The sequence below is a fragment of the Mucilaginibacter sp. SG538B genome (genome assembly GCF_013376065.1).
In the GTDB taxonomy this organism is placed as follows: Bacteria; Bacteroidota; Bacteroidia; order Sphingobacteriales; family Sphingobacteriaceae; genus Mucilaginibacter; species Mucilaginibacter rubeus.
The window spans coordinates 448,253-462,091 of the sequence record NZ_JABMJI010000005.1 but is presented as its reverse complement, the minus strand read 5'-3'; the positions used below and the strand labels follow the sequence as shown (position 1 = coordinate 462,091).

The following is a 13,839-nucleotide window of genomic DNA, read 5'->3' as shown; positions in this document are numbered from 1 at the left end:
AAATCAGCCAAGTGTTTGTCCGGGAATTTGAATAGTTAACTCAAGTTCCCGATTAAGTTTAGCGATAAAATAGTTATACATTGATAAAGACGGAGCATCTCCGGCGTGAATAAAAAAGTATAAGGATTGGAGGCCCTGCTCTTTCCACACTTTGAGTCGGTTTACCCACTCATCCAGCCTCAGCCGGTCGGTTTGCTCATCCCCGCCATTGACAAAGCGAATGAAGGCATGCGGTATCGTCAATTCCATGTGAAGGCAATCCCTTCTTCCGGCGGTATCGGCGATCACTGCCCCCATGTTCAATTCCCTGAGCGAATTAAAGAGGTTACTGCGGTACTCATCCACAGCGAACCAGTTCTTATTCCTGGCCTCAATAAATACGGGGACGTCAAGAGGCAGAGCGGCCAGGTAAGCTTTCAGGTCATTAAAGGAATTGGGGGTGAAATTATCAGCCAGCTGCAGGAACAACGGCCCGAGGTGTTCTCCGAGAGCAGCAATGCCTGTATAAAATTCATTGGTTTGTTCTTCTACATTCCTGAACCTGCGCATGTGGGTTATACTTTGCGGGAATTTGGGACAGAATTTAAAGCCGGGTACTGCCTGCACCATTTGTTTCCAGGCGAACATCCGATCGGGCGATTGCGGCTGGTAAAATGTTGCACTGAGCTCTACCGCATTAAAATGGGCGGCATATATCCCCAGGAATTCGGCATCTTTTGTTTTCCTTGGATACATGCCACCCAGCCAGTTTTTATAGCCCCATTTGGGTGCTCCCACATAAGCTTTAAAGTTTCCGGAGTTTTTTGATTTCTGCAGCAAAGCTGTTGTCGGGCTTGTATCGGCCGGCAAATGATAATCAAAGTTCAAAATTTCCGCGTCATTTCTTCCAAAGTGCATAGGCTGATTTACCGGGTTTTCGATTTATTACCGCAGACAAATATGGATATTCTGAGCCTAATAGGCGCCATGCCCTATATTATTATTTCAATAATTTCCTAAAGCTGATCTAAGCCTATGTATGCAGGTATTGAAACATTTTCGATGCTCAATCCTTTACATTTTAAACAGCTGTTATGATTGATATCTCATCGCTAACATTATCCAAAGATGACGGCACCCGGATCACCGTAACGCTCGAACCCATCTTTATCACCCTGCCCGAAGCCAGGCTTTTTTCAGGGGTATACCGTATCCTGGAAACCGATATGACCGGGAACGAACTTGGAGAAGTTGCCTTCCACCAGGATGACAATCAGATCTGGGAGTTTACGGGCGACCGGTTCAGCATAGAGGAACAGGAACAGATCGTCAATTTCATCAGGGAAAAAGAGCCGTTTGATTCCATTACATTTACGGAAACCATAAATGGGATAACGAGCCATTTCCGTATCTCGGACAACGAAGGACATTTCGGGATCGAAAAGGATGGAATATTTATCGCAGTTATCGAACATCTTAAAGATTGGCAGCAGACTGAGGGGAAACCATTAGACGATGAGCTGTTCGCTAAAATAACAGCAAAGATTGAAGCAAGTCACGATTAAATTACGGGCCCAATTAAGATTAACTGCCGGGGAGGTACACATTTTGCGGTATAGAGGCCAACGAAATAGCATGCTCCGGACATAAGGGACTTTGTTTTGAGCTGGTCCGGCATAGTATTGTTTTAGGAAAAATCTGCAAAACAGCGGAAGGTGTATACATCGTCATTGTCCATTAGATCTGACCAGGGACGATGTCAATGCGATTGGTGAACAGATCGACGCGAAGCTGAGTAGCTTTTAATAGTGCCACTGATTTGCGAATTATTTACTGCGTATATATTTACCTGACATACAGCTCACACAAAAAAACTTGCGGACAGGGTAAATTCTGTTGATCAGCCTGTAGAACCAACCTAATTTTACTTCATAAACAAGTGATCTGCCACAGCCAGGGCAACGGGGCTTTGCTATAATGTTTGCTTCGGGGTTAGGCTTCATTTCCATGATAAACAGTTACTACAGATAGAATAGCTAATGTTAGTTACGAAACCAACATAAATTTCGCGACAAATCTTTGAATATACAATAATACTAATTAATTTAGCATAGTTGTTTTTTTTCGCGTCAATCAGTAACTTTAACATGGCGGCAATACAGGAATTTGAAATCACCTATTTAGGTTCAGCGGCGAAAGTTGCTGAACATAGCTTTAAAAACGGCAGGGTATTTCATATTGACTTTGCAGAACCAGGCATTAAGCCTTTGATCATAACCGTTGCCTGCGACGCTGATGATAAAAAGTTCTGGACCTCGATCCCGGAAGGTCGCCAGGAACTGGCAGAGCAGGTCGGCAAGCTTATTGCTGCTTATATCAGAAATAAGAAAAAAGAAATATGTGTTACTACAACGGCCAAAAAGTCACCCGTTCTGAGTTTATTCGACTGAAGAACCTGGAAAAAGAGGTACGAAGATATAATTTCCTGACTACAGGTGTTCACAATGGCTTTAACTATCCACCCTGTGCCATTCTCGTCGCTACTGAAGACGGCAAAGATTTTGAGATCGTGCAGGCCGAATGGGGCTATGTACCGGGCTTTGTAAAAACCCGGACAGAAGCAAATATATTCCGGGCAAAATTCACTACGCTCAATTTCAAATCAGAAAATCTTTTTGTAAAAGAAGACGGTAAACGTTCTATGTGGGCCGACGCTGCCAAAAACCGTCGTTGTCTTATACTATCAACAGGATTCGTCGAATCACGTCATATTCCCAAGATCGGTAAAAAGGGACAAGAACTGAAAGAAACCATTAAGTACCCCTATTTTCTTAAGGTCAAAGGAATGGAGTACTTTTTCATGCCAGGTTTATACAACGAATGGCTCGACCCGGGTACGAGCGAATTTGTAAATACGGTGGCAATGGCGACAACAGAAGCCAACATGCTGATGACACAGGTACATAATACCAAAATGCGGATGCCTTCAATTCCGCCGGAAGATTTAGCATACGAGTGGCTTCTTGGTAATCCGCCCGAACAAAGGCTTACAGAAATTGCGCGAACCCAGATCCCATCAAAAATGATGGAGTTTTGCACAATCGATTCTAATTACCGCACCGCCTATGAGGCCATACCGAAAAGCTACCCGGACCTCGCCCCTCTTGATATGACCTATCTGGATATTTCCGAGGTGCTGCAATTCGACCATTGGCCACCGGAAGAACTGGTATTGGCTTAGTTGAATATGTTTATGGCTTTAAGTTTACAAGATAAGTATTTTATAATGATTTACTCACCATTTGGTAGCTCCATCTGAAGCGATTGGGTATAGTGTACCGCCTTTATTTCGTTAGACACTTGCGTTCTTGTTGCTGGGCATTTCTACAAAGGAACTGATTTCCATTTTAGTGATCCTTTGCAGGTCCTTTTTTGTTTCAAATAGGGCAACACTTTCATAAGAAAGCTTATCAGCGCCGATGAATGACCGGATCATTAAACCGACCTTTACATTTATTGCCGTAAACGGTAACAGTTTATCCTTTGAATTAAGTTCGCCTCTGTCAAATTGCTCGATCAGATCGCTCATGCTCCGACAGCAATCTCTGATTCCTCCCCATAACTCTGATGGAATGATCGCTGCTGCTTCTTCTGATAGAGCGCTATATTCTTTAAGAATTTCGACACCGTCTTTCCGCGCCTGTTCCCGATAGTCCACCTCGCCCGGGATGAGCAAGCTCGCATATATTTTGAAACTACCTTGTTTTTGCATTATTCTGATCAACAGGTCGACTTGCCTTCCATATAACAACTGTTTAAAAGAAGAGGTACGGGCTTTGGCTGTAAAATAATGCCCGACCAAACTGCTGGTAAGGGTAGCCAATATGGCAACAATACTTATGATAAGGGTTACTATTTTTTGATCCATAATGCTAATATATAGGGAAGTAGAGTGTTGTACGAAATTTACTTGAGCATGAATATGATTGTAAATATTTTTAGATTTAGCTACGGGCTTTAACTTTGCCTTTAATAATCATCTCTTAAAAAATTATGTTTCCGTTCCCGAATCGCACTTCTCTGGCAGTAGGCAATTTGTTTGCCCACAAAAACCCGGTGTTCCAGGTAATCGCCGGAAGGCTGCATTTTTTCCAGGACGGCTTTTACTCTTTGCCATGCCCGTTCGTCAATTTCGCCGGATATCGCATCGCCGCTTAATAAGCGCATGGTTCTTTCATCCCATCGAATCTTTTCAAACTGAGTAAAGCTTTTATTTGATTGAAGAAAAACCGTTAATAATTCATCATAGTCTCCCTGTACTTTACCACCAATTACCTTAAATACAGCTTTCATTCGTTTAATATTTTCGGCATTTGCTACTATATAATCTTTCAAAAATTTTCGCCTGTTTTCCCGGTAATCAGGGACTGTGATTGTGTTTTCAAACAAATCAGCCAGTAATTCTTCAGCGTGATAGTAGTAACGTTGGTGAGAAGCTAAAAAGTTAGTAGCTTTTTCAATGATTTTAAATGCACCTGGTAGTTCCCAAACCTTTGCAATTTTTTTATCATCACTTCGATGTATTGAACGTTCGTCTGATAACTGATCTAAAAACTTGAGGTAAAATGATGGACGGCGTTTCAATATGACCATTAATTCGCTACCATCAAAATCATAATGATCCTCTTTTTTGAGCATTTGAAGGTAAGCCTTTTCCATAAGCCCTGTATCCCGGACATCATTTTCATGATTTTCAAAAAATTCGTCATTCAGTATATAGTCGCTTTTGCCGGACTCGATATTGGCGATAAGCACCCTTAAAGCTTTAATTAGAAATAAGCGATCAATTTTCAGGTAACTTGCCACATTGCTAAAGTATAGATAGAATCGACCTTCAAAATTTTCTAAAAGATTAAGATAGGCTTGGGAACTGGCTTCATTAATATTCCGGTCATCCAGGCTGTTATAATAGGCTAATAAAACATGGTATTTATTAGGGTAATTTTCTGTGCTTAAAATATTCGCCAGTTCCGGTATAGATGCCGGAGCCAAATCCCTCAGATAATTGAAAAGCCTGTCAAAACTGAAAATCTGATTAAATTTCGGCAAATGGATAAGATAGACCAAGAATTCCCGGACTGGGATTCCCTTTTTAACAGCAGCATTAAACAGGATCTGCGCTGCATTACTGACGTTATAAAAATCCCATAACTGTAATTCCATACAGGTATTGATAAAATTAAACGTGTCCTTATATCCTTCGATATTTTTGTGATTGAACGCATTTAAGATCTCTTTCTTCTTTTCTTCAAGAAACCAGTTATGCCAGTCATGAAATTGTTGATCATCCCGTGGAAAGCGCTCCCTGTTTCGTAGTTGATTATAGTCCAATACCAAAAACTTCTTGTAATCAGGCGTTTGAGCTTTATTTTTAATCTCCGTGTATAACTTCTTGTCTAGGCCCATACGTGCACCACGGTTTACAAACTCATTGATAGCATAGACATCCGGAAAATGGTCAAAGCTAAAGTGCCTGTTAAATATTGCTTCAATAAAGGCCCAGTCAGATGTACGTACATCCTTTTGAAAATCAGGACCGAAAGAATCCAGAATCGCCTTAAAGCTAAAAATAGAAAGTAAGGGATACAGTCCATATATTTCATTAAATCTTTCCCAAAATAAGGACCTGATCTTAAGGTATTTTTCTGACGCCGATGGTTCAATATAACTGATACTGATATTTCGGCCTTCTGAAAAAGAAGTATCGAACCTGGTTTTCAGGAAATGAGGTACCAACTTAAAGAACAGGTAAAAAAAGACCGATTTGTTTGTTTTAGTTTTTTCAACCAATAAGTTAGCAAATCGCTCCTCGCGATAGTAATGATATATACCGTCCTTTACAGAAAAGTTAAATGAAGATTTGATTTCCCTTGCTATCCGTTCGACCAAAATGGGTTTCTTTTCAAGTAAATCAAATGTTAATTGCACAGCAAGTTCAAAATCGTTTGTTAGATTATAAATAAATGGCGAAAGCAGCTCAAGTAAGTCATCATTCGCATCTTTATCCAGGGTAATGTCTCCGGCAACACCAAACACCTTTTCATTAAACCTCGCTGTAGCTATTCTATTTTCGAGAACGAAGTTCTCTGCATCAGGCATTGCAGTTATCTGTTGTTTGATGTATAGCAAAGTTTCATCCTGTAAATGATACCAGAAAATTCCCAGATAATCTTTGACATTGCCTCCGGATTCAGTGATATGCTGATATTTCTGATAGATGTAAGGCCTTATCAAATTGCCAAAATCTTCAAATCCGAAAGTATTGTTCGCATCAATTGCAGTATACTTAACCCTGCCGGCATAATCTGGATAAAATTTTTCAAGTACAATACTGTAATCAAGCAGTTTGTCGACAAAGAACACACGGAAAAATAAATAACCTTCAAGGATCTGGTCTGAGAAACGGGCAGAAGAACGATCTGTAAAAACATCCACGATCTCATTTCTTTCTAACTCGTAAAGCTTCGTCCAAAAATCATTTTCATCAAGGCCGAAGGTCGGCAGGATCTTTTCTGAAACACGTTGATCATCCTTATCTATGGATCGAAAGAAGGCTAAAACTCCAAGTACGCGTAAATAATTTTCTGAAGCTAATAGCGGGTTATCGCCGGTGATGCGTTCAAAATATAGCTTGTATATCTCTGCCACATTATTAAGTTCTTCAAGTGTCCTATCTTTTGCCGCAATAGCAGTCATAATTGCGAGACGGGGATTACCTCTGGCAACCTCTCTGATGCGCTCTAAAAATAAGGGGTGCCGAATTGAAAATGGTTTGGCTTTTACAATTGCTTTTATCTGCTGACTATCAAAATTTTTAACATTGATAATGCCATTTCGATACCCCTTGATAAATGGCTCAATATCTTTTAATACATAGTCGCGAACTGTTAAGATTAGCCGGAAATCAGCTTGATTTTCCTGGTAAAAAGTGAGAACATCTCTTAGCTGCGCTATGCTTTTATTAGCATCATCAATGAAAATGAGGTACTTCTTTTTCTTCGCTGACAGCTGACGCCTGAGGTCCATTAATAAGGGCTGATCTTTGTTACGAATGCAAAAAGCCTGGAAATTTCTATGGCCTTTAGTAAAAGCTTTTAAGTTTTCGACAACAAGTTTCGTTTTACCAACTCCAGCTTTTCCTGAAATCACGGTAATCATATTGGCTGTTATAGAACTTTCAATAGCAGCCATTTCCGTTTCCCTATAAAGAAACGTGTTGGACAAAGGCGTTGCAATCCCCCCACGTTCATATTCTTCAATGAATTTTTTTATAGGTAATAATTGAAAACTTTCTATTTCAATTCCGAGGTGCTCTTTAGCTAAAAATGGATAATCCTTTACTATTTTATGTGCCAGCGTAGATAGGTTTATCAATTGTAGCCTTTTTCCGTTAGCCCACGCTACATCCCTAAGCTTTTGTTCCTCGGCGTTCCCAATATTGCTGTTAAAACAAAGAATCACCAATTCCAGGTAAGCCAGGCTTACTTTCGTTTTACGGGGATTAAAACAGTTGTTTAAATCTTCTTCCAGCTTTTTATAAAGCAGGTCAGTTTTCGGGTAGTCCTCCTGTGTAGTGTATTGAATAAAAATATAACTACCATCTGCACGCCTGATCCTTGTATCCGGGGTTCCTTTTCTTGCTTTTTGTTTACCCTCCACCTGGCCAACCGGAGCGATGCTATCGAATTCATCCTCACCCTCAAAAAATAAATAAGCATCGCATAGACGGTGAAACCCGTCCGGGTTCATGATCTTTAATTTCGTTTCGATTAATTCAATAGTCAGCATCGTTCAGGTTTTGAAAATATTAAATTTAAAAATACGCAGAACGAGTTCAAAATCAATTCTAACATCAATAAACAACTGATTATAAAACACTTAATTTATTGAATATAAATTAATGAGACAAGTTAATTTGAAGAAATCAAGGGAAAAAACACCACAATACCATTAGCGAGTATACCCATATGGTTGTTTATAATTCACGATTGAGCTCTTGGGAGTGAATCATTTAAAATTTCTTCCCTTATGAATGCTATCTTCAGGTGATTGTGTCTTCAGCGGCTTTTCCATCGGGATAAATGATGAAGCCTTTTCATCTCCGCGCGATAAGGTCAATACCGGTTGTTGTTCGTTTCGGATCGCAGTAAGATCGCCCAATAACCTGGTTACATCGAAACAGCGGCGAACAATTATGTGGGTTACCTCGGTCTGCTCTACCATGCCTTCGACCATCAGCAGGCGTGCATGAAGTATTTCCCTTCGATATTTCTCAAACAGTTTTGGGAATACGACAAGGTTACAGGTTCCGGTTTCATCTTCCAGGGTGATAAAGCAAACTCCTTTGGCCGTTCCCGGCCGCTGACGGATCAGGATGAGTCCTGCTGTTTTAATCACCTTTTTATTTTCTGTTTTATTGGCCTGAGCAGCGGTGATGATATGCAACAGATCCATCTGATGCCTGATAAAACTAAGCGGATGTCCTTTCACAGAGAGGCCGGTCGTTGCGTAATCCTTCACAACATGTTCGGAATCCCTCATAAGGGGTAACTGTATCTGTGGTTCATAATTACTTTGGGAAGGCTGCCCTTCATAAAGTGCAACCGGCCGGTCGTGTAATGCCGCCACCTGCCACAGTGCTTGTCTCCGGTCAAGGCCCATGGAGCGAAATGCATCTGCATCAGCCAGTTTCTCCATTGTAGCTACGCTTACACCGGCATCGCAGAGTTGGTGCACTTCCGTGTAATGGACCATTCTCCCCCCTACCAATTTCTCCATTTCTTCTTCACGGATACCTTTGATCTGACGGAAGCCGAGGCGTAACCGGCAGTAGCGTCCGTCTTTACTTTCCAATGTGTTGTTCCAGTTGGAATAATTGACGTCAATCTCTAAAATCTTAACATCATGCTCCTGCGCGTTCCGGACAATTTGAGCGGGCTGATAAAATCCCATAGGCTGGCTGTTTAATAACGCGGCCGCAAAGACGTCCGGATAATAATGTTTAAGCCAGCAGGAAACATAAACCAAAAGGGCGAAACTTGCAGCGTGGCTTTCCGGGAAACCATAGCTGCCGAAGCCTTCCAATTGCTTGAAAATGCGCTGCGCAAAGTCCTTGCTATATCCCCTGGAGGTCATGCCGTTGATCAGCTTGTGTTCAAATTTGGTAACCAACCCATTGAACTTAAAGGTCGCCATGCTTCGCCTGAGCAGGTCGGCCTCGCCAGGCGTAAAACCGGCAGCAACGATAGCCAGTTCCATGGCCTGTTCCTGAAAAAGCGGTACACCAAGTGTACGCTCCAGGATCGATCTGATTTCATCTGAAGGATAATCAACCGCTTCCTCACCGTTTCTTCTCCGGATATAAGGATGCACCATGTCACCCTGGATCGGGCCTGGCCTGACTATAGCTACCTCAATCACGAGGTCATAAAAGCAGTTGGGTTTCATTCTCGGCAGCATAGACATCTGGGCACGGCTTTCGATCTGAAACACCCCTAAGGTATCAGCAGCGGTGATCATTTCGTAAACCGCAGGGTCATCCTGCGGAATGTTAGCCAGGGTAAGCTGTTTGCCGTAATGTTTTTCAACCAGGTCGAAAGCTTTACGGATACAGGTGAGCATACCCAAGGCAAGGATATCCACCTTCATGAAACCCAGCGCGTCAATATCGTCCTTGTTCCATTCGATATTGGTACGGTTTTCCATGCGGGCGTGAAAAATCGGGCAAAGGTCGCTGAGCTTGCCGTCAATGATCACGAAGCCACCGGTATGCTGTCCCAATTGCCTTGGAAAGCCGATCATCTGGGAAGTCAGCTGCATCACTTTCAGGAGCAGGGGCTCTTTGGCATTGAGGCCAAACGACCTCAGCTGACCCGCATCCATATCTTCCTCGGAAAAATCACCAAATGCATCAGATAGTTTGCCGACCACATCTGATGACAAACCCATCGCACGGCCAACGTCCCGGACAGCGCCTTTAAAGTGCAGCATCGTCACTGTTGGTAATATCGCGGCACGGTCACGCCCAAACCTTTCAAAAACGTACTGGATAACCTCTTCCCGGCGTTCGTGTTCGAAATCGACATCGATATCAGGAGGCTCATTACGCTCCCTGGACAAAAACCTCGCAAAAAGCAGGTTGAATTTATCCGGAGCGACGGACGTAATACCGAGCACGAAGCACACTGCCGAGTTAGCTGCAGAGCCGCGCCCCTGGCAAAGGATCCGCCTGCCTCGCGCCCAGCGGACATAATCCTCCACCGTTAAAAAATAATTTGCGGTTTCCGTTTCCTGAATGATACTCAGTTCATCGTTCAGCGACGCCCGGACTTTATCAGGTATCCCGTCCGGATACATCTCTCCCGCCCCTCTCCAGGTCAGCCATTCCAATTGTTCCTGGGGAGTCCGGCCGTCCGTAGTCAATTCATGCGGGTATTGGTATTTTAAGGATCTGAGATCAAATGTGCAGGCATCCGCGATCTTGCGGGCATTTGCTACTGCCTCCGGGTACTGGTTAAAGAGCCGGTCAATTTCTACAGCCGGCTTGAGAAAACGTTCGGCGTTTTGATGCAGCCGGTACCCGGCGTTGAATATGGTGCATTTCTCCCGCACGCATGTGAGCACATCCTGAAGCTCGCGACGTTCCGGCGAATGATAATGCACATCGTTTGTAGCTACAAGCGGCACGTTTAACTCCGACAGGAGGAAAAGCCGTTTAAGGTCGTCACCGAGATATGACCGTGTGGCTGCCACATAAAGTTCGTTCAGGTTAGCCCGGTATTCCTGAACATGGGTTTTAAATACCAGTTCAAACTCGAAATCCTCTGTCAGTTTGCCGGGGGGGATGATGATGAAAATACTGCCTTCATTGTGCTCGTAAACATCTTTTTTGTAGATAAAACACTTTTCCTTTTCGGCCCGCAGGTTACCTTTGGTCAGCAAGGCCGAAATTCGGGAATAGGCATCCTTATCAGTCGGATAAGCCAATAAAGAAGGGCCGTCGACAAGATCCAAACGTACACCTGGTATTAAGCGGATATTCCTGTCCTTCGCTACCACGTAAGCCCTCACCAAGCCGGCGAAGGTATTGCGGTCAGTAATGCCAATCGCATCATAGCCGAGATCGGCCGCCTGGTCGACAAGTTCTTCCGGATGACTCCCGCCTCGCCGGAAACTAAAATTGCTGGTTACCTGTAATTCTACGTAGCTCATGCGAAATAACCATGTAAGTACCACAACTGTGACTCTTTTGAATCATAATGGCCTGAACGGAACAACCAGTATCTTCCACCCTCTTCATCCTCGACCACATAATAATCGCGGTGTTCACCTGGATCCAGCCACCACTCCCGCTCGATCCGTTCCGGCCCGTCGGCAGCGACGATCACATGGCGTTTACCGCGGTACGTAAACATTTTGGGCGGATAATCGGGGGTCAAAGCCATCGCCTGGATCAGCTCGGGCTGTTCCAGCAACTGGATAGGCCGTGGCCGGTCGTTCCACCATTCACCATCGATGCGGTTATCCTCGTGGTAGTCCGGCGCCGCAGCGCGCTCCGGCCAGTAATGTTCCGAAGGCTGGTAACGCCTGATACCCTCATTACCGATCCGCCCCATAATCCTGTCGATCAGTTCAGCGATCTCTTCGCTTTCCAGCCCCGGCTTTCCGGCCCAAAGGCCTGCCTGCTTATCATTGACAGCTTCCACAAGTGAGGCCTCCAGTACAAAAAGCTCTATTCCGAGTGCAGGTTCAATCTGATCAAACTTCAATGAAAAAAGCTTGAAAAGATGATCGGTGCGGTTGCTGGCCTGGCTGGTACCAATAGCTATTTGCCCCTTTTTACCGTCAATACGAAACCAGATCAGTTCCGATTGACGCAAGCCCTTGCCTTCACCGTACAGGCGTTTGCAGAGTGCGTCCAACAATTTAAAAACCGCGATCTCGATAGCCTCACGGGTGCGGACAGGTTCCAGGCATTCTATCCGTTCGGTATAAGGCACCGCTTCTTTCAGCGGAATGAGAAATTCTTCCTCCTGACCGAGCGCCTGTAAAAGCCGCAATACCAGCTCTTTTTGAAAGCGCCTGCGGAGCACCGAATGAGGCATATGCACGAAACTGCGGATCTTATCCAGCCCCAGGTTCTGCAATTTCATTAACAGGTCCATTGGTAAGCGCAGCGCCGATGGAGGTAGTGGCATCAAGGCATTACGGTGACCTCCTTCGGGAACGATCAGGCCTTTTTGCGCACAGCGGGCAACACCCCAGGCGCAACCGATTGTATCGGCAATCCCCGGGCGAACATCGTAGCCGATCACCTTAAGCCTCCCGATCATATCTTTTAAAAATTCGCGCTCTCCTCCCCGGAGGTGGGCACAGCCGGTAATATCCAGTAATAAACCATCAGGTGGGTCCAGCATGATCAAAGGAGAATAGCGGAGACACCATTCCGCGAGGCCGCCAAGTAATTTTATTTCCCTGCCTTTTTTATGATCAAAAACGGTTAGGTCAGGAGCGATCACCTTTGCATCAGCTACAGTCATTCCCTCTTCAATGCCAAATTGTTGCGCTGTTGCAGTTGCCGCTGTAACGATCAGTCGTCCATGATCAGGCTCAGCGAAAACAAAAGGCTTTCCCCTGAGCTCCGGCTGGCGGACCGCTTTCCAATCCGTCAGCAGGTAACGGAACCAAAGGGACAAAAAACGTTTAGGCATACCGGTGCAATTTTTCGGGTGCGGCAAAAGGCGTTACGGTGCGAAACTGGTGCTGAAACCATTCCAGGGTCCATGTACCAGGAGTTCCGTTCCTGATTTTTGTCAGCTCAACCTGCCAGCGGGGCAGGCCAACGCCGGGCATTCCTGCCCTGAGCTGGCTCCGGACAGGTTGGACATGCCAGCGTGAAACGCAGGCGGTCGTATTTTCTTTTTTGACATCTTTCCTAAGCACAAAGCCGGTTACATGGCTTTGCTCGACCGCGAGCTGCAGGCGTCGGGATTCCATGAAACTCAGGTCATGCGTTTCGCAGACCACGGCCGCTACCCCCTGGCATTTGAGCGCTTCTTCCATCACCCACAGTACATCTTTCTGCAAGGGTGTGTCGACAAAGATTACGCGGTCAGGGTTCAGTCCAAACCGTTTCAATGCGGGCGGATAGATCCGCCTCGTATAACTTACCCATACACAAATCCCCCCTTTTTCCAGAAGTACACGGAGTATGCCTGCAATGATACCACCGCATGCCGCCGTTTCAACGGGCCGGCCGCTGATGAATTCATGAATCGCCCCTGTTGGAAAAACCTTATTGGGGAATGCTGCTTCGAGCGGACCGAGGCCGAAATGAGCGCCCTCGGTTGCTGCGGGCTTAAAGCCTTCCCAGGCCAGGATATCCTGCCTAAGCTTGTCGATGATTGCCTGTTTCTCGCCTGCCATAACGTTTCAATTTGGGGACTACAAAACTATACTAATATTTTTAGCAAACCACTATACTTTTTACAATTTTTTATCCACCTTTGTTTTTAATGAAAAGTAAGTTATTCGATGATAAGCCGATAAGTGTAAAAACCGGCTCCGGACGCTGGATCCAGCTTGTTCCGGATACAACAGGCGGTTACTGGCTTTACGAACCTTTACCAGAACAGAAACTGGGAAGGCTGTTATTCGACCAGGAGGATAACTGGATCTACGATGGGGAACTTTTGGAGGTCGGAGAACAGGAAGATGTCGCCGCGGTGATTACCGGCTGTCAGCGGGAAATGGAAGAATTATTAAAAAGCATTCGGAAATAACCAACAGTTGTCAGGTTTT

General features: G+C 44.6%; 10 protein-coding genes. 4 read left to right on the top strand and 6 right to left on the bottom strand.

Annotated features, from left to right (window positions below):
- Window positions 1-3: 3 nt before the first annotated feature.
- Entirely contained in the window at window positions 4-897 is an 894-nt protein-coding gene (locus tag FHW88_RS25605; RefSeq protein ID WP_176628472.1) for a DUF72 domain-containing protein, read from the bottom strand.
- Between the two features lie 176 nt (window positions 898-1,073).
- Here FHW88_RS25605 and FHW88_RS25600 point away from each other — a divergent pair, with 176 nt between their 5' ends.
- The 3 genes from FHW88_RS25600 (at window position 1,074) to FHW88_RS25590 (ending at window position 3,220) form a co-directional block, all read left to right on the top strand.
- Entirely contained in the window at window positions 1,074-1,544 is a 471-nt protein-coding gene (locus FHW88_RS25600) for a hypothetical protein (protein WP_176628471.1), read from the top strand.
- Between the two features lie 582 nt (window positions 1,545-2,126).
- Complete coding sequence (locus FHW88_RS25595) at window positions 2,127-2,429, top strand: hypothetical protein (RefSeq protein WP_176628470.1); 303 nt, start codon at window positions 2,127-2,129, stop codon at window positions 2,427-2,429.
- Window positions 2,378-3,220 carry an SOS response-associated peptidase gene (locus FHW88_RS25590; RefSeq protein ID WP_176628469.1) on the top strand — a complete coding sequence of 281 codons (843 nt, stop codon included), beginning with the start codon at window positions 2,378-2,380 and terminating at the stop codon, window positions 3,218-3,220. Before FHW88_RS25595 ends, FHW88_RS25590 begins: the two co-directional genes overlap by 52 nt.
- Before the next feature lie 111 nt (window positions 3,221-3,331).
- Here the strand turns inward: FHW88_RS25590 and FHW88_RS25585 are convergent, their stop codons facing one another.
- The 5 genes from FHW88_RS25585 to FHW88_RS25565 form a co-directional block, all read right to left on the bottom strand.
- On the bottom strand, window positions 3,332-3,907 hold the full coding sequence (locus FHW88_RS25585; protein ID WP_176628468.1) for a hypothetical protein: 576 nt from the start codon (window positions 3,905-3,907) through the stop codon (window positions 3,332-3,334).
- Window positions 3,908-4,008: 101 nt separating this feature from the next.
- Complete coding sequence (locus FHW88_RS25580; protein WP_176628467.1) at window positions 4,009-7,413, bottom strand: hypothetical protein; 3,405 nt, start codon at window positions 7,411-7,413, stop codon at window positions 4,009-4,011.
- Window positions 7,414-8,046: 633 nt separating this feature from the next.
- Window positions 8,047-11,250: an error-prone DNA polymerase gene (locus tag FHW88_RS25575; protein ID WP_176628466.1), complete on the bottom strand. Its 3,204-nt coding sequence runs from the start codon at window positions 11,248-11,250 to the stop codon at window positions 8,047-8,049.
- The gene (locus FHW88_RS25570) at window positions 11,247-12,749 is read right to left on the bottom strand and encodes a Y-family DNA polymerase (RefSeq protein WP_176628465.1); all 1,503 of its coding nucleotides are present in this window, start codon (window positions 12,747-12,749) and stop codon (window positions 11,247-11,249) included. The genes FHW88_RS25575 and FHW88_RS25570 overlap by 4 nt, the downstream gene beginning before the upstream one ends.
- On the bottom strand, window positions 12,742-13,464 hold the full coding sequence (locus FHW88_RS25565; RefSeq protein WP_176628464.1) for an ImuA family protein: 723 nt from the start codon (window positions 13,462-13,464) through the stop codon (window positions 12,742-12,744). Before FHW88_RS25565 ends, FHW88_RS25570 begins: the two co-directional genes overlap by 8 nt.
- Before the next feature lie 89 nt (window positions 13,465-13,553).
- Here FHW88_RS25565 and FHW88_RS25560 point away from each other — a divergent pair, with 89 nt between their 5' ends.
- Complete coding sequence (locus tag FHW88_RS25560) at window positions 13,554-13,820, top strand: hypothetical protein (RefSeq protein ID WP_176628463.1); 267 nt, start codon at window positions 13,554-13,556, stop codon at window positions 13,818-13,820.
- The last annotated feature ends 19 nt before the right edge of the window (window positions 13,821-13,839 follow it).

Bases quoted from the DNA above. Each gene is read 5' to 3' on its own strand.
- FHW88_RS25605 (WP_176628472.1), bottom strand. From the start codon at position 897: ATGCACTTTGGAAGAAATGACGCGGAAATTTTGAACTTTGATTATCAT.
- FHW88_RS25600 (WP_176628471.1), top strand. From the start codon at position 1,074: ATGATTGATATCTCATCGCTAACATTATCCAAAGATGACGGCACCCGG.
- FHW88_RS25595 (WP_176628470.1), top strand. From the start codon at position 2,127: ATGGCGGCAATACAGGAATTTGAAATCACCTATTTAGGTTCAGCGGCG.
- FHW88_RS25590 (WP_176628469.1), top strand. From the start codon at position 2,378: ATGTGTTACTACAACGGCCAAAAAGTCACCCGTTCTGAGTTTATTCGA.
- FHW88_RS25585 (WP_176628468.1), bottom strand. From the start codon at position 3,907: ATGGATCAAAAAATAGTAACCCTTATCATAAGTATTGTTGCCATATTG.
- FHW88_RS25575 (WP_176628466.1), bottom strand. From the start codon at position 11,250: ATGAGCTACGTAGAATTACAGGTAACCAGCAATTTTAGTTTCCGGCGA.
- FHW88_RS25570 (WP_176628465.1), bottom strand. From the start codon at position 12,749: ATGCCTAAACGTTTTTTGTCCCTTTGGTTCCGTTACCTGCTGACGGAT.
- FHW88_RS25565 (WP_176628464.1), bottom strand. From the start codon at position 13,464: ATGGCAGGCGAGAAACAGGCAATCATCGACAAGCTTAGGCAGGATATC.
- FHW88_RS25560 (WP_176628463.1), top strand. From the start codon at position 13,554: ATGAAAAGTAAGTTATTCGATGATAAGCCGATAAGTGTAAAAACCGGC.